Source organism: Alteromonas sp. ABV2_168 (assembly GCF_056161165.1).
Genome location: NZ_JBSWYQ010000003.1, coordinates 75,324 through 91,759, shown reverse-complemented (window position 1 = coordinate 91,759; position 16,436 = coordinate 75,324). Strand labels below are relative to the sequence as shown.

At 49.1% G+C, this 16,436-nt stretch carries 12 protein-coding genes; 6 read left to right on the top strand and 6 right to left on the bottom strand.

Features of this window, described 5'->3' with window-relative positions; translation table 11 throughout:
* The first annotated feature begins 5 nt into the window (after nt 1-5).
* Entirely contained in the window at nt 6-1,340 is a 1,335-nt protein-coding gene (gene nosR / locus ACXAH4_RS05975; protein WP_474845231.1) for a response regulator c-di-GMP phosphodiesterase, NosR family, read from the top strand.
* Here nosR and ACXAH4_RS05970 read toward each other — a convergent pair.
* Nucleotides 1,332-2,669: a sensor histidine kinase gene (locus ACXAH4_RS05970; RefSeq protein ID WP_474845233.1), complete on the bottom strand. Its 1,338-nt coding sequence runs from the start codon at nt 2,667-2,669 to the stop codon at nt 1,332-1,334. The genes nosR and ACXAH4_RS05970 overlap by 9 nt on opposite strands.
* A 124-nt stretch (nt 2,670-2,793) precedes the next feature.
* Here ACXAH4_RS05970 and gorA point away from each other — a divergent pair, with 124 nt between their 5' ends.
* Nucleotides 2,794-4,143 carry a glutathione-disulfide reductase gene (gene gorA, locus ACXAH4_RS05965; protein WP_474845235.1) on the top strand — a complete coding sequence of 450 codons (1,350 nt, stop codon included), beginning with the start codon at nt 2,794-2,796 and terminating at the stop codon, nt 4,141-4,143.
* Nucleotides 4,144-4,210: 67 nt separating this feature from the next.
* Here gorA and nadE read toward each other — a convergent pair whose 3' ends face one another.
* Genes nadE through ACXAH4_RS05950 form a run of 3 tightly spaced genes read right to left on the bottom strand, consistent with a single transcriptional unit; the run spans nt 4,211 to nt 8,197 of the window.
* Entirely contained in the window at nt 4,211-6,325 is a 2,115-nt protein-coding gene (nadE, locus tag ACXAH4_RS05960; protein WP_474845237.1) for an NAD(+) synthase, read from the bottom strand.
* 8 nt (nt 6,326-6,333) lie between these two features.
* The gene (pncB, locus tag ACXAH4_RS05955) at nt 6,334-7,542 is read right to left on the bottom strand and encodes a nicotinate phosphoribosyltransferase (RefSeq protein ID WP_474845239.1); all 1,209 of its coding nucleotides are present in this window, start codon (nt 7,540-7,542) and stop codon (nt 6,334-6,336) included.
* 19 nt (nt 7,543-7,561) lie between these two features.
* Complete coding sequence (locus tag ACXAH4_RS05950; RefSeq protein WP_474845241.1) at nt 7,562-8,197, bottom strand: isochorismatase family protein; 636 nt, start codon at nt 8,195-8,197, stop codon at nt 7,562-7,564.
* 129 nt (nt 8,198-8,326) lie between these two features.
* On the opposite strand from ACXAH4_RS05950, the gene ACXAH4_RS05945 reads away from it, so the two are divergent.
* The 4 genes from ACXAH4_RS05945 (at nt 8,327) to ACXAH4_RS05930 (ending at nt 13,356) form a co-directional block, all read left to right on the top strand.
* Nucleotides 8,327-8,893 (top strand): nicotinate-nicotinamide nucleotide adenylyltransferase, encoded by a 567-nt coding sequence (locus tag ACXAH4_RS05945; protein WP_474845243.1) that lies wholly within the window; start codon nt 8,327-8,329, stop codon nt 8,891-8,893.
* Nucleotides 8,886-9,584 carry an NUDIX hydrolase gene (locus tag ACXAH4_RS05940; protein ID WP_474845245.1) on the top strand — a complete coding sequence of 233 codons (699 nt, stop codon included), beginning with the start codon at nt 8,886-8,888 and terminating at the stop codon, nt 9,582-9,584. The genes ACXAH4_RS05945 and ACXAH4_RS05940 overlap by 8 nt, the downstream gene beginning before the upstream one ends.
* A gap of 92 nt (nt 9,585-9,676) precedes the next feature.
* Complete coding sequence (locus tag ACXAH4_RS05935; RefSeq protein WP_161599083.1) at nt 9,677-9,850, top strand: hypothetical protein; 174 nt, start codon at nt 9,677-9,679, stop codon at nt 9,848-9,850.
* A 233-nt stretch (nt 9,851-10,083) separates the two neighbouring features.
* Nucleotides 10,084-13,356, top strand: coding sequence for an amidohydrolase family protein (locus tag ACXAH4_RS05930; protein ID WP_474881365.1), 3,273 nt, complete (start codon nt 10,084-10,086; stop codon nt 13,354-13,356).
* Between the two features lie 44 nt (nt 13,357-13,400).
* On the opposite strand, the gene ACXAH4_RS05925 is transcribed toward ACXAH4_RS05930, so the two are convergent.
* On the bottom strand, nt 13,401-14,414 hold the full coding sequence (locus ACXAH4_RS05925; protein ID WP_474845247.1) for a hypothetical protein: 1,014 nt from the start codon (nt 14,412-14,414) through the stop codon (nt 13,401-13,403).
* Nucleotides 14,415-14,523: 109 nt separating this feature from the next.
* Nucleotides 14,524-16,068 carry a hydroxymethylglutaryl-CoA reductase gene (locus ACXAH4_RS05920; RefSeq protein WP_474845249.1) on the bottom strand — a complete coding sequence of 515 codons (1,545 nt, stop codon included), beginning with the start codon at nt 16,066-16,068 and terminating at the stop codon, nt 14,524-14,526.
* Nucleotides 16,069-16,436: the final 368 nt, after the last annotated feature.

Below are 16,436 nucleotides of genomic sequence, written 5' to 3'. Positions count from 1 at the left end.
AATACATGAGCGAGCAGACGCCCACTCAAGAGGAAAAGAAGTACACGATTCTGTTTGTCGATGATGAGCCGAATATTCTTCGGGCGCTGAAGCGTGCCCTGTTCAAAATGAATATAAACATGTTGCTGGCAGAGAGCGGCAAGAAAGCCCTTGAGTTACTGGAAAGCCACACAGTTCACGTTGTGGTATCTGACATGAAGATGCCGCATATGTCAGGCGCAGAATTGCTAGAACAGGTTGCCAAATTATATCCCGACACATTCCGTGTCGTCCTCACCGGTTTCGCAGACATTGATTCAACCATAAAGGCCGTTAACCAGGGCAAAATCCACCGTTATCTTCAGAAACCCTGGGACAATCAGGAATTAATGAATACCCTGGAAGAAGGGCTCGAGCGGGTTAAATTAAAAGACGAAAATGCCCGACTGCAAAAACTGACAAGACTGCAGAATAAAAAGCTTAAGGACATTAACGCCAATCTAGAACAAACGGTGATTAAGCGGACTAAGCAAATCAAACTGGCGCTTCAGCGCATTGAGAAACACAATCTGGCACTTGAGCAGGTGTTATTCAATGTGATCAGCATCAACCCTGATATAGATGGCAAGTTTGCCATTGAAGTCAGTGAGCTTGCGACCCTTTTAGCAGAGCGTGCCGGATTACCCGCAGAGGAAATTAAACTGATCCGTTATGCCAGCTTAATTTGTGAACTGGGATGTCTCGGTCTGACACCGGCGGATTATGCGCCTCCGTTTAACAAGCTGAACTACGAGCAACAAAAGAATTTTCTGTCGCAAACAAAACAGGCGGCCACTATCCTGGCACCTGCCCAGCATCTGCAACCGATTTCTGACATTATCGAATTACAGTTTGAACACTGGAACGGTTCCGGTTTGTATCACAAGGTGGCGAAAGAGATCCCTGACGGTGCCCGAATTTTATCGATAAGTCGCGACTACTGGCGGTTAATCACCGGACGCCTGACCGAAAAACACATGACACCGAACGAAGCCAAGCAGGAACTTAAGAAACACCGCAACACACGTTATGACGCAACGTATCTGGATATCCTGCTGGAATCACAGGAAATCGGATTGCCTAAGCACATAGACAACACGTTTACTGCCAACGAGCTTACCCCCGGCATGGTACTGGCGGCCAACCTGTACAACGACAGTCATATTCTGATTTTGCCGGAAGGGCATGTATTTACCGAGTCAACGATTGCCAAACTATGTCAGTTCGAAGATGACCACGGCAAGATGTTTGAAATCACGATTAAAGCTGGCCGGCTGGACGTGGGTGAATCAGAAAATCAGGCCGAACCCGAATCAATCTGACGATTCGCGGTAGAGGGGAAACGACAGGGTAAATTCAGTCCCCTCGTTGATTGCGCTTTCCACCGACACAGTGGCGTTATGCGCCTGTAAAATTCCGTGAGAAATCGACAACCCCAGCCCCGTTCCCACTCCGGTGGGCTTGGTAGTGAAAAATGGCGAGAAAATTTTCTGCTGAGTGACCTTATCCATGCCGACGCCAGTATCTTTCACTTTCAGAATAAGACGGTTTTCCGTACTGCTTAAGTCTAGTGATAACACGCCTCCAGCTGGCATAGCATGCGCTGCGTTTATCATCATATTAATCATCACCTGCTCAAGCTGTGAAGCATCCCCCACACAGTAAGGGGTGTCTGTGTGAACATCGACCTGAATCTGATGATGATTATCGAAACGGGTTTTAGTGAGCTTCACGCACCGCTGTATAACATCCTGTAAAGACAACGGCATCATCTTACCTTCGCCCTTCCTGGAAAACGCATATAAATCACTGACTATGTCGCGAATACGATCAATACCACTGACATTAGTTGCTACGATCTCATGGGCATCTTCTAATAAAAATGACAAATCGTATTTGGCTTCCAGTTCCTGCAACATCTCTGAGCAACCAGGTTTAGTTTTCGCCCACTGTGCGATTTCTGCAAACAGTTCTTCAAACGTTTCCACATACTGCACAAGGGTTTCAAGGTTAGAGCGGATGTAACCGATGGGATTATTAATTTCGTGAGCGATACCTGCAGTGAGTTTGCCTAACTCCGACATTTTCTCAGCCTGTACAAGCTGAGCCATGGTTTCTGCCATTCCCCGGGTCATTTCATCAATGCGGGTTTGCGTACTGTCCAGCGTGGTTTTGCGCCGGCATTGCACCATTCCATTCTGAAACCAGCTAACCAGGGGCACAAAAGCATTCAATGCCTCATCACTCAATGGCTTTTCAAGCACGATGATCAACCACATTTCCGGGTGACCATTGTCAGCAAGCCGCAAACAAATAAAAGGGTCGTCATCTCCGTCGTAAAGAAATGTGTCATCAGGATAAGCCGCGTATCGCTTTCTCGCCCGCTCACACAACGCATCAAGTTCAGCATCATCGCCGGACCAGGCTTCTTCTTTGAATACCCGCAATGAGGAAACCAGAGAAAGTTCTTCGAACCAGAAAGGTGTATAGAAGCCGCAGCGGGCCTCAAAATGATTGACCAGCAGCTCAATGTATTTATCCAGCAGAGTGTGCAAAGAGCAGTCCAGGCACAGTACACTTCCCAGCTCTTGCATGAGTATGTGTACAGATTGATTACCGCGCGTGTCATTTACCTGAGGCATACTACTCATATCCCATTGCATAACCCGTTAGACTTTATTTCTTGCTACTTCGTAGTGTAGACAGTTGTTGCATTTTGAGCGAAGAAATTATTCGTGCCAGAATAGCTATATTACTCTTAACGGGCAAATGATTATGAAAACCTTTGATTATATCTGTATTGGTGGTGGCAGTGGCGGGATCGCATCGGCCAACCGGGCAGCAAAGCACGGCAAGAAAGTCGCACTCATTGAAGGTGCTGATATTGGCGGTACCTGTGTAAACGTGGGCTGTGTGCCGAAAAAAGCAATGTGGTTCGGCGCGAACGTGGCAGAAGCCATTCATAAGTATGGCCCTGACTATGGTTTTGATGTCACCGTCAATAACTACAGCTGGGAAGTGATGGTGGCCAACCGTCAGGCGTACATTGAGCGTATCCACGCTTCCTATGATCGCGTGCTTGGTGCCAACGATATTACCGTTATTAAAGGCTTTGCAACATTCGTTGACGATCACACCATTGAAGTAGATGGCGAGCAGTACACCGCAGAACATATCACCATAGCCGTTGGCGGTCGTCCGCGCTTCCCGGATATTCCCGGTGCAGAACACGGCATCGACTCCGACGGCTTCTTTGCCCTGCAAACACAGCCCGAACGGGCAGTGGTTGCAGGAGCCGGCTACATTGGTGTGGAACTGGCGGGCGTACTGCATTCACTGGGCACAAAAACCGATTTGGTTATCCGTCATGGTCAGCCACTTCGTCATTTCGACCCCATGATTGCTGAAACGCTCACGGAAATTATCGACAGCGAAGGCCCTGCCCTGCATAAGTTTTCAGAAATTGAAAAAGTGGAAAAGCAGGATGACGATTCACTGAAAATCACCCTTTCCACCGGTGAAATCATTGAAACCGATGTGCTTATCTGGGCCATTGGCCGGGTACCATCCAGCGACAAGTTGGCGTTGGAAAACACCGGTATCGACACCGACGATAAAGGTTTCATTAAAGTTGATAAATTCCAGAACACCACGGTAGATGGCGTGTACTGTGTGGGCGACGTTACCGGCCATGCAGAGTTGACGCCGGTTGCCATTAAAGCCGGACGTTTGCTCAGTGAACGCTTGTTCAATGGCCAAAGCGATGCGCACCTAGATTACAATCTCATCCCAACCGTCGTATTCAGCCACCCGCCAATAGGCACTGTGGGCATGACAGAGCCGGAAGCAGAAGAAGCCTACGGTAAGGAAAACCTGAAAGTTTACACGTCATCGTTTGCCGCCATGTACACGGCTGTCACCAAACACCGTCAGGCTACGAAAATGAAGCTTATATGCGCCGGTGAAGAGGAACGGGTGGTTGGCCTGCACGGTATAGGAATGGGCATGGATGAAATTCTGCAGGGTTTTGCTGTCGCCATGAAGATGGGCGCAACCAAAGCCGATTTCGACAGCTGTATTGCGATTCACCCCACCAGCGCCGAAGAGTTTGTCACCATGACCTGATTTGCGTGCCGTATAAACGAGAAAAGCCGGTTTCCATAAACCGGCTTTTCTGTTCAGATGACCTGTATCACCCCTCTACTTCCTCAACATAATCCCACATTTGCTGTAGTTGCTCGCTGAAGCCATTATTCAGCAGCGGGAAGCGGTGGAAGGTTTTCGGATCAAGCGATACCTGTTCGATGTGGAAACCGGCGCGGGTGCCGTAGCGTTTCCACGGATTGCGGCAGAACAGTCTGAACCAGCGTTCAACATAAGCAGCCAGTTGGCGCATGTCGTGTTCTTTGTCGAAGCCGTTGAGCATCAGTTCCACCAGAATGCTCTTTGGCCACATCTGGCGGGCCAGGTAGCAATCCATGATGAAATCGCACACCACGTAAGGCATCAGATCCGCTTCATCGGTCTGCTCTTCCGGGCGCAGTTCCGCAGTAGGCTGCTGTACGTTCACGCGGTGCATTTCTTTCAGTTGATGACGGGCACTTTTACCGTCAACAGACAGCGGCAGTCCCACTTCTTCCAACCAGCGATTCACCTTACGGATAGTGGTTTTGTTGATACCGGCAATCACAGAAATCACACCGGACGTATCACCATCCATGGTGGCGTAACCCAGTGCTGATTCAGACAAGTTAGAAGTCGCAATCAGCAATTTGTTCTCACGGTTCGCCAGCATCCATACACCCGGACTACGACTGCGGGCCTGAATGTTTTGCATGGCGATATCGTCGGTTTTCCAGCTTAGCGGCCGGTCCGGATATAACCCATTTACCAGCGAGTGATATTGCTGTACCACCGGTTCGATATTCCAGCTATGGAAAGTTGCACCAATTTCTTCCGCCAGATATTTCGCTGCGTTGAACGTGGTTTCAGAGGAGTTATCTGTGCCCTGATATAAGCACAGCAACACCTTCGGCATGGCCTTTTCTTTCAGCCAGGCAATTTTATCTTCGCCCGGCGCGATGGCGTCTATTTTCGCAGCTAACCCTTTCGGCAAGGTCGCCAGGTAATCGTGTACGCCGAGTTGTTCCAGCGCCACGAAATGCGACACATACACCGAAGCCGCCACCAGCGCGGAATCCGCACCGCCGGACAAACTCACCACGTAACCGTCGGTGTGAGTACGGGTAGTCCAGTCCCACAAGCCATTGCCCAGCGCATAGCAGATTTCGGTGTAGGCGTAGTCATCACCACTGAGTGCATCCCAGAATACCGGCAGCTCGTCTTTGGCGGAATCTACGCGGTCGTTGCTGCGTGCAGCCAGCACGGCATCGTTAGGCAGGGTGAGTGACAGTTCGATATCCACCACATTAGTGTCGTCAATATCGATGGTTTCAGAACTGATAACGCGGGAAACACGGTTGGCACTAACATTCACCAGCGTCTGATTCATCACCACGTCGCGCACGTTGAAGCGGTCACCACGGGAAACCACTTTACCTTCTGAAGCAATCAGTGAACCGCCATCGAAAATGCTGGTACCGTTTTCCGTTCCGGCTAAGTTAGCATAGGCGTACACCACGCCAAAGGCACGGGAGCCTTCTTTAATAAACTGCTCGCGGATAAAATTTTTGCCTACCGCGAAGTGAGAGGCACTGGGGTTTAATAATACATCCACGTTACGATGATAGAGATCACGCCCCGGACGGTTTGCCACCCAGGCATCTTCGCAGGTTTCCACGCCAATACGCAGGCCACCGGCATTCACTACCACATCACCAAAAGGCACGTTGAATGTCGGATGATTTACCACCCTGCCCCGTGGCCAGGCTTCAAACCAGCGCGGCTCATAGTGCAAGCCATTACGGGCCAGATATTGTTTACAGGCAAAGCCATGCAGGCCGTCAGCACTGATAAATGCCGTGGTGTTATACACCTGCCCGCCCGGAAACATCACCGGCATGCCCATAGCAATAAGCATGTTGCCGGCATGTTCGCGCTCATGGGCCAGCGCCTGATAGCCGGCGAGCACATCGTTCAGCGCAGCTTCCGTCGCCTGGTTAAATTCCTGGTAACTGAAATTGTCTTCACACCCGTAGCCTGTCAGTGCAAGTTCAGGCATAAGCAGGATATTGATATGGGCGTCCATTGCACGCTCTACGGCGCCAAGGATTCGGGAAACATTGCCCTTAAAGTCGAAAGGAATTTGACGCAGCGCTGCTGTGCCGATTCGGGTGTAATTTGCCATAGGTGATCTTATGCCCAGTCTACTTCGAATACCTTTTTCAGGTAGCTTACAAATTCAGGATCTTCGCAAAGGTTTTTACCCGGCGCATCAGATATTTTCGCCACCGGCTTACCGTTAACCCGTACCAGTTTCATCACGATATTCAGTGGCGTCACGCCGCGAACATCGTTAGACAAAAAGGTACCAATCCCGAATGATGTTTTGATTCGCCCGCGGAACCGCAAAAACAGCGTTACCATGGTTTTAAAATCCAGCCCGTCACTGAAAATAATGGTTTTCGTTCGCGGATCAATATGCAAATTCTCATACATGCGAATCGCCTTTTCCCCGAATTCTATCGGATCACCGGAGTCATGTCTTAAACCATCGAACAGTTTTGCAAAGTACAAATCGAAATCACGGACGAAAGCGTCCATACCAATGGTATCGGTTAACGCGTAACCCAACTGGCCACGGAACTCCTTCACCCAGGCTTCAAGGGTGTGCTTTTGTGAATTCACCAGCTGCACGCCAACTTGCTGGGACAACATAAAAATTTCATGGGCCATGGTACCGATTGGCAAAATGTCGAACTCTTTCGCCAGATGCATATTCGATGTACCGGTAAGAAATTGCGGCACCATGCTTTTCAGCATATCAATAACAGTAAGCTGTGCTTCATAGCTGAAGCGACGACGGGTACCAAACTCAGCAATGGATAAACCGGACAAATCGTGCTTTTCATGCTGTTCTTTCAGCCATTTCACCTTTTCGAATAAAGGCTGACGCACATCCTCGTAGGTTTTGTTTGGATAGTTCCGGCGGTTGTACACTTCTGCCACGGTAGACAATACTGGCATCTCAAAGTTATGTACGTGCATCAGGGGGCCTTTCGCACGAATCGACAACTGACCGTCTTCTTCTGACAAATGCAAAAAGCGTGTCTGATAAGACCACATTCGAAGCCACTCAATGAAGTCTTTCGTGTACCAGGGGATGGATTCCAGCCAGCTTATCTGGTCCGGCGTAAACCGGAGGCCGTCGAGCTTTTCCAGCTCCTGTTGAATTTCAGCCCGGTATGGACGTAAATCCACATCGCTGCGCACCACAAACCGGTATTCCACATCTTCAACATATGGAAACTGGTGCATAAAACACTGCCACATGTTCATTTTGTAGAAGTCGTTATCTAACGCAGAGAAGTTTAAGTGTTCCTTAAACAGAGAATTTCGGGACATGGGTTTGTTTCTTAGTGGATTATGCAGCAAGGGCCTTTTTGACATCGTCGATGGTAGCGGCGATGACAACTCCTGATTCTTTAAGAGATTGAATTTGGGTGTCGATACCGTCAGGCGCAATGCCCCGGCACGCATCAAGGTGCAATATGACAGTAAACCGGCCTGTATTTTGTAGCTGACGGGCGGTAGTAGCGACACAGAAATCTGTCGCCAGGCCACCTACAATTACTGTTGTCACGTCATTACAGCGTAAGTACTCGATTAACCCTGTGGACAGCTTTTCAGCCAGGTCATGGTAACAGGCGCCATAGGGATGAAGGTCGGGAGCCACGCCTTTCCAGACGAAAAAATCGTACTCTGTGGGCGCAGGTAAACCGTCAAGCAGCTCAAAGCCTTTTGTTCCCGGCTTGCAGTGCATTTTAAATGTGCAATCGGTATTCGGATGCTCCAGCGGTTGAAACTGTTCATCGTCGTTCTCCACCCGGAACAAGGCTGCATCACAATGAGAATCGCTGGAACCCACAATGAAATCCGCCAGTGCATTTTGCGCCAGCAACGCCGGTACGATCTCATCTCCGCCCGGAACAGGCAGTTCATCGGGGCATAAAGGGGTAAACCCTTTTTGCGGATCAACGTTAACGGATGCAATTGTCATCAATAAGCTCCTCACTTTTTAAAGAGTATTCTATCAATACCCTTTAAAGTCAATCAAAATTTAATCAATCACTACCTAACCTATTTGGAGTCTTTTAAGTCGTGGTTTTATTTGCCTTTCTGGTAACTAATGAGTATTTTAAAAACACTCATTAAGAAGGTATTCAATATGAAAGTAGCGGTGTTTGGTTCAGCGTTTAATCCGCCCACAAAGGGGCATGCTGATGCGATTGAATCGATTCTGGCACATGCAAATCACTATGAACGGGTAGTGCTCATCCCTTCTTTTTGCCACGCATTCGCGAAAAACATGATTGATTACAGTCACAGGGTTGCCATGCTGAATGCGTTCGTGAGTGATCTTCAGGATGACCGTATACATGCCCTGCCCGTTGAGCATCTCATCAGTGACGGTGAAAGCCCTGTGTACACCTACGATGTACTGTCTTACTTACACAATACGCAGTTTAGCGGCGATCAGCTTACTTTCGTCATCGGGCCGGATAACAAAGCAAACTGGCCGAAGTTTTATAAAGCGCAGGAAATTGAAGAAAAGTGGCATGTTCTGGTGGTACCTGAACGGCAATCTATCCGTTCAACCATGGTCCGTGAGGCGCTGGCAGAGGGGAATGCCGCAACATCGCTGATAACCCCTTCCGTGGCTGACTACATCAACAGGCATCAGTTATATGCGTGAAACTGCTTACCCGACCCCGGTGTGTACCATTGACGCCATTTTATTGCGTATCCGTGCTGATAAGCTGGAAGTTGCCCTGATCCGCCGCCCTGCTGATGCGCGGGTATATGCCAACGTATTAGCATTGCCGGGCGGATTTGTTCATACCGACAAGGATCAGACACTCAACGACACACTCCTTCGCAATTTGCAGTCAAAGGTGGGCCTGAGCCCGTCTTATATCGCTAAACTGGAATTTGAGGGTAACATCAGCCGGGATCCGGAGGGATGGAGTATTACCTGTCCTTATTTGTGTCTGGTGGACGACTCTGCGCCGTGTCTTGAGCATGTTCACTGGCATGATGTCAGCGATTTTCTGCGTGATTCACCCTCACTGACACTGCCGTTTGACCATCAGCAACTTATACAGAAAGCCTTTCAACGGCTTTATCACCGCGCAAAATACAGTACCGAACCCAATTACTTTTTCAAGAATCCGTTTACCCTCTCAGAATTGCAAACGGTGTATGAAATCGTGCTTGGCAAACCCCTGCACAAAAAGAACTTCAGAGACCGGATTGAAGAAAGTATGTCAGTGGAAGAAACCGGTGACAGTAAAATTGTCAAACGAAGCCGGGCCAAACTTTACACCCACAAACACCCGTTAAAGCCCCACTTTTTCTCCCGGGTCATGCAAGGTGCGTTTGATTAATTTTTAAGATTAAGTCTATCAATTAGTCCCGTTACGCACTTTCTGAAATACCGCGCATAATACATTCATTAAATTTAATGGAGAGTTATATTATGAGAGCGGGTATTTCAACTGTCGCTGTGTTGTTCGCTGTTGCGTTTGTTGCAACCTATGTTCTGACTGCAAACCTGGTGATGAGCGGTTTTTCAGCCTTAATGGTGTCATTTTTTCATTTGTGCATCCGCTGGATCCTCACTGAACTGGACCCTTCTTCCGCATCGCTTTAGGTCTGTCTCAGTTTGCGGGTCGTTGTCGTAAACCTCCAGATACGATGAATAACCTCTTTAGTAAAACCATCCGCTTTGCAAATCCGGTAAGCCGTGTCGTATGCTTCTGAACGGGAAACGGGCTGTTCGCCGGCATTGATGCCAGCCAGCCGCATAACACACAACAAGTACCTTTACCGGAACGCATAATGATAAAAATCACCCGAAACAGTCTGGCACTTGCTGTCAGCCTGATGCTGGGCAGCAGTGCTGCACTGGCCGAAACGACAGACAAATCAGAAAACGAAAACTGGGATGTGCTCAAGCCTCCCTTCGCACTTAACAGCGTGGATATTGAAACCAGCGAAACCACCTGGTCCAGCCTGGACATCTCACCGGATGGCAAATTTATGGTGTTCGATATGCTTGGCGATTTGTATAAAGTGCCGTTATCCGGCGGCGCTGCAACGTCGCTAACACAGGATTTTGCCTGGAACATTCATCCCGCCATTTCGCCGGACGGTAAGCATATTGCGTTTATCTCAGACCGCGGCGGTTTGTCCAATGTGTGGGTGATGGATATCGACGGCAGTAATTTGCGTCAGGTGACTACGGAAAAGAAAAACATCATTCATTCTCCGAAATGGAGTCCGGACGGGCAGTACATTGTTGCCACCAAAGGGATTATGTCCAGCCGGAGTATTCCGGCCGGTGAAATCTGGATGTATCACATTGCCGGTGGTGACGGTCTGCAAATCAAAGCCCGCGAGCACGGGAACGCAGACCAGCAAAATATTGCCGACCCGGTGTTCTCACATGATGGCCAGTACATCTATTACACCCACAACACCGTGCTGGGTGCAGGCTTCGAGTACAACAGAGATCCCCTTGAAGGGATTTTCGACATCACCCGCTTCGACCGCGAAACCGGCAAAGAGGACAGTTTTATCAGTGGCACCGGTGGCGCTATTGTACCTGTGCCCTCACCGGATGGTAAATACATCGCCTTTATCCGCAGGGTTAAAAACAAAACCGGGCTTTTCCTCAAAGAGCTGGAAACCGGCCTTGAGAAACCGCTAACCCTTACCCTTGAGCGGGATATGCAGGAAGGCTTTGGTTCAGAAGGCTACTTTGCCTATTACGACTGGATGCCCGACAGCCAGTCTCTGGTTTACTGGACAGGTGGTAAGTTTCACAACATCGACATTAAAACCGGCAATATCGGAGATATTGATGTCAGCGTAAAAGCGACACTGCATTATGCAGATGCACTGCGCTTCGATGTGGATGTGGCACCGGAAGAATTCGATGTAAAAATGATTCGCTGGTCGCAAAAGTCGCCGGACGGCAAAAGTATATTGTTCCAGGCCCTGGGCAAGCTTTATGTTAAAGATATTAAAAGCGGCAAAATGACCCGCCTTACGAAACAAAATGAGCACGATGAATATTTTCCCCGTTATACCAACGATGGAAAGTTCATTGTGTACACCACCTGGAATGACGAAAAGCTGGGTGATGTACGCATAGTTTCTGCCAAAGGTGGCAAAGGGAAAGTGATCACCAAAAAGCCGGGGCATTATGTAGAGCCAAGCTTCTCACCGGATGGCCGTTATGTCGCATTCCGGAAATTCAGCGGCGGCTATTTGTTAGATCCTACTTATTCGGTAGAGCCGGGGTTATATGTGGCTGATTTGAAGAACGACACTGAAGTCAGAGTCAGCGAAAGTGGTGCACAACCCCATTTTGCCGGTGATGATGGTCGTGTGTATTTCACCGAACGCGCCGGCGGTTCTGCTTACCCTGAAACGCAATTGAGCAGCACTAATTTACGCGGTGAAGACAAACGCACGCATTTATACGGCGCGGATAAAGTCAGCGAATATCGTTTGTCTCATGATAAAAAGTGGGTGGCTTTTGTTTACCAGTTCAAGACCTACGTAGCACCATTCGTAGACAATGGTCAGAAAATTACGCTGGGACCGGACATGACATCATTACCGGTTACACAGCTCTCTGCCCGCGCCGGCGAGTACCTGAACTGGAGTCCTGATAGTACGTCGGTAGGCTGGTTCCACGGACCGGTGTATTACGAGCGCGCACTGGAAGATGCATTTACTTTTGTTGCCGGTAAAGAAAAAGATGCACTGCCGGAACCGGAAACCAAAGGCATGAACCTGTCTTTCAAATCGAAGGCAGATAAACCCGGTGGCTACAAAGCGCTGGTCGGCGGCAAAGTCGTTACCATGCGTGATGCAGATAACACACAGGAAGTCATCGAAAACGGCGTAGTGCTTATTCGCGATAACCGGATTGAAGCCGTTGGCTCACTTGACGATATTACTATTCCTGATGACGCCATGCGCATCGATACCCACGGAAAAACCATTATTCCGGGCTTAGTCGATGCCCATGCTCACGGTTCTCAGGGGCGTAACGAAATTATTCCTCAACAAAACTGGGGACAATTTGCCAACGTAGCATTTGGTGTGACCACGATTCACGATCCATCCAACGACACCACTGAAATCTTTGCCGCCTCAGAGTTGCAACGACATGGCGATATTATTGCTCCGCGCATTTATTCCACCGGCGCGATTTTATACGGTGCCGAGTCACTGGGTTATAAAGCCATTATCAACAACTACGATGATGCGTATTTCCATGTTGAAAGGCTGAAAGAAGCTGGTGCGATTTCAGTAAAAAGTTATAACCAGCCCCGTCGGGACCAACGTCAGCAAATTCTGTGGGCTTCACACGAACAGCAGATGATGGTTGTGCCGGAAGGCGGCGGTAAAATGCAGCAGAACCTGACTATGGTGGTAGACGGACATACCGGTCTTGAGCACAGTTTCCCTGTGGCGAAAGGCTATGATGATGTTAACCAGTTATGGGCAGCCACAGAATCGGGTTACACACCAACCTTCGTGGTGTCGTATGGTGGCCTGATGGGTGAAGAGTACTGGTACGACAGAACTGAAGTGTGGAAGAACGAGCGCCTGCTACGCTATGTGCCGTCAACCATTCTCGACAGCCGTGCTATCCGCCGTCCTACCGCACCGGATAACCAGTACAATCACTTCGAAGTGGCAGCGTATGCAAAAACACTGCGCGACAAAGGTGTGAGCGTGCACATCGGTGCCCATGGCCAGCGTGAAGGTTTAGCCGCTCACTGGGAATTGTGGAGTATGGCTCAGGGTGGTTTCACGCCATGGGAAGCCCTGCGTGGCGGAACCATTGACGGTGCCAAACACTTAGGCATGGGTAACGACCTTGGCAGTATAGAAAAAGGTAAGCTGGCCGACTTAGTTGTGATTGACGGTGATGTACTGAGCGATATCCGCAGAAGCGAATTTGTTGAGTATACCGTGCTGAACGGACGGGTTTATGAGGCTGCGACGATGAATGAGGTGGGCAGCCGTAAACTGCGTAAGCCGTTCTTCTTCGAGGCAGATAACAAACTGTTTATGCCGGAAGAGACTGCGCAGGAAATCAACGCCAAAGCGCATATGTATCACTGGAGGCATTGATACCTTAAACCTGTACGGGCGCCTGATAAGGCGCCCTTTTTATTTCATGCTGCTGGCAACGCCATCGCAGGTTTGAGACTGTCAGCGACCTGTTGTGGATCGCGGCAAATAAGATAAACCTCATCCTGCCAGTCTTCAAATGTCGCCATCATTGAATATAACAGCGCCGGCTTACTGAATCTGATGCGCACGTTAGCTTCATCACCCTGCCCCAAAATCAATGCATCACCACAGTCAGCTCTGCTCCAGCTCCCTGCCTCTGCAGACTCAATGGCAGACAGCCTGGCGAACAGGGTACTGTAGAAACCCGGATTGATGACCAGATCATCGTCCTGAATATACAGCGAGAAATGCTTTCCTATACGGATACTGGCAATGGCAGAAATCATCGTCCAGAGGATCAGGCTGCAAACGATAACCGCTGCGGTATGACTCCATTCAGCCAAAAGCCAGTATGAAAGCGCAGCCGCAAACACTATTCCGCCTGTCAGCACGCATTGATAAATCACGCTGTCTGATTTGGTATGTAGTTTCCCCACGGGCGACACATGCCGGCGGGTAAACCGGGGAATGGCATAAAACCAGGATGCCGGTTCATGGGCCCATAAAACAGCAGTCATTCGTTTTTTGTCATCCTCTGCATACGCTTTATGAGCATGCAATCTCGGATCACCGGGAAGATGGCGGGCTTTCCACAAGCTTTTAACCACCATATAAACCAATGCAAATTCGAGAATAATAAGCACTGCCGCAATGGGATAACGTAGCCAGGAAATAAACTCAAAATAAGCAGCAAGATCTTCAGGGAAGGTGTACCGCGCGGCCACCGCCGCGAGACTAAAACTGATGATTATTTTCCACAGTTTCTGTTTGCCTTTCACAACAACACAAACATAGTACGCTGCAGGCAAAACAATAAAATACAGGCCTGCAAAAAGTGCGGTGAGCCACTTATCCTGCGGTAACCGGATTGTGTCAGGTAGAAAGTAATAGCCGCCGGCAAATGTAGCGACCATCAGAACGAAATAGATAAGACGATACTGAGCAGATTTCTGCATAGCAACACTCCCTGTTTGCTTAACCATGCCACCGGTAAAGTTTACTGCATGGTCAGTTCTCTGCGCAAAGGGAGATCAGTTTCAGAATGTTACCCGCACGGCGTCTCAGTTACCGGTTACGTCCGTATTGTTCGTGAGATGACACCCAGTCAGATGAAGAAATGGCCGAAGCCAGCGAGATCTCTCCGGCCAGTGCCACCGCTCCTACAATCTCGGCAAATTTGTACACTTTATTTTTGCCGTAACAATCCATCAGCTCCAGGCACTCTTTCTGTGTACCTATGCCGGTTCCACCGCCGTAGGTAGCAACAATCAGAGAAGGGATAGTCAGCGAGACATATAAATCCCCTTCTTCGGTGAGCTCGGAGTACATGATCCCCGCCGAGGATTCAGAGACATTAGCGACATCCTGTCCCGTGGCAATGAACATGGCGGTGATACCGTTAGGCGAATGCAGGCCGGTGTTATTGACGCCGGATAAAAACGAACCGATACCCGCTACTCTGCCATGATAATCAATTTGTTTTGGTTCCACGCGCATTACGCTAAGTAAATGCTCGCGCTTGATGGTAGCCTCTGCAGTAACCCGTTTTCCCCGGGTCCGCATAATATTTATCTGCGAGGCCTTTTTGTCGGTGGCAAAGTTAGACTCCAGATAAAAATTCACAATCCCTTCGTAGTGATCCATGATCCAGCCACAGGCAGCAAATGTGGCGCGCCCCACCATATTCTGACCGGCGGCATCTCCGGTTCTGTAGTTAAAACGGAGAAACGCAAATTTGTTAGACAGGAAATGGTCGATGTAAGTCAGCTTCGCCACCGAAGATGTCGCTTCTGCTTCCTCACGGATCTTTTCAATATTTTGATTTATCCATTTAACGAAATCCCGTGCCCCGCGCGCATCAGAAAAAACAAAAACCGGTGCCCGTTGCATGGCATCATCAACCACCGTTGCTTTTACACCTCCGCTCATATTCAATAGCTTCATGCCACGGTTATAAGACGCCACCAGCGTGCCTTCAGTGGTAGCCAGCGGCACCACAAAATCGCCTTTCGCATATTCTCCGTCGATGGTGAGCGGACCCGCTATGCCAATGGGCACCTGCGCCACACCAATAAAGTGCTCAATATTGCCTTTGAGTGTGTTGGGGTCGATGGAATAGTTGCCTACATGATTCACCGGCGCGCCGGTTGCAGAAGCGAAATATGCCTGACGGGCTTTGATGATTTCTGCCTGATAGTCGTCATGGAGATCTCTTGGGATCCCCTCCGGTTTGGCACTGATGTCTGAAATGTTGTCTTCGACTTCAAACTTCAGCTTACCGAATGGAGAGGCCTTGAAAGAAAGTCCCAATTTAAGCTTTTCAGGCCCGGCCTTTGCCCGCACGTTCAAAAAAACCGTAATAACTTCCCGTAGCGGAAAAGAAATGTCCCCTTTTGCATTAATTTCCTCGGCAGAGAGCAGCATGTCCGCCCCGACTTTCAGAGTAATTTTCTCTTTCGGAATATGATTGCCATCCAGCACGATATGTAAAATTTCGCTGATACTGGCGTCTTTCAACCGGTTTTTCAGCATAAAGCACAAACCATCTTCCGTTTTTTGCAGACTGCCGTGGGTATACAACTGCTTTAAAAGCATGCTGGGGATAAACATGAGGCACTTCCTTTTTAATGGCTGACGCTTTTTGAGACGCGCTTATTATCAATGTAATACAGTAGCGTCAGTTAACAACAATTTCACTTCTTTCCCGGTCAAACCAGCCACTGGGTTGACCCCCGTCAACCTTTCAGGACTTGCCTGAAACGGACATGACTTAACAAAAACGGACATAACGCACATTTTTTGTACACAAATTATCCAGTGTCCGTGATTTGAAAGCCTACGGCACTGCTTCTTGTAAATTTAATTCCGTCAGCAGGACGCTGATGTGTTTTCGACAGATTGCCCCTGTTACCGGAAAAGGAGGTGTCAGGGACTACGATGCCAGGGATTCAATTGATCAGTTAAGGATGCTGTTCAGG

Coding starts and splice junctions, on each gene's coding strand:
- nosR (WP_474845231.1), top strand. CDS start 6: ATGAGCGAGCAGACGCCCACTCAAGAGGAAAAGAAGTACACGATTCTG.
- ACXAH4_RS05970 (WP_474845233.1), bottom strand. CDS start 2,669: ATGAGTAGTATGCCTCAGGTAAATGACACGCGCGGTAATCAATCTGTA.
- gorA (WP_474845235.1), top strand. CDS start 2,794: ATGAAAACCTTTGATTATATCTGTATTGGTGGTGGCAGTGGCGGGATC.
- nadE (WP_474845237.1), bottom strand. CDS start 6,325: ATGGCAAATTACACCCGAATCGGCACAGCAGCGCTGCGTCAAATTCCT.
- pncB (WP_474845239.1), bottom strand. CDS start 7,542: ATGTCCCGAAATTCTCTGTTTAAGGAACACTTAAACTTCTCTGCGTTA.
- ACXAH4_RS05950 (WP_474845241.1), bottom strand. CDS start 8,197: ATGACAATTGCATCCGTTAACGTTGATCCGCAAAAAGGGTTTACCCCT.
- ACXAH4_RS05945 (WP_474845243.1), top strand. CDS start 8,327: ATGAGTATTTTAAAAACACTCATTAAGAAGGTATTCAATATGAAAGTA.
- ACXAH4_RS05940 (WP_474845245.1), top strand. CDS start 8,886: ATGCGTGAAACTGCTTACCCGACCCCGGTGTGTACCATTGACGCCATT.
- ACXAH4_RS05935 (WP_161599083.1), top strand. CDS start 9,677: ATGAGAGCGGGTATTTCAACTGTCGCTGTGTTGTTCGCTGTTGCGTTT.
- ACXAH4_RS05930 (WP_474881365.1), top strand. CDS start 10,084: ATGCTGGGCAGCAGTGCTGCACTGGCCGAAACGACAGACAAATCAGAA.
- ACXAH4_RS05925 (WP_474845247.1), bottom strand. CDS start 14,414: ATGCAGAAATCTGCTCAGTATCGTCTTATCTATTTCGTTCTGATGGTC.
- ACXAH4_RS05920 (WP_474845249.1), bottom strand. CDS start 16,068: ATGTTTATCCCCAGCATGCTTTTAAAGCAGTTGTATACCCACGGCAGT.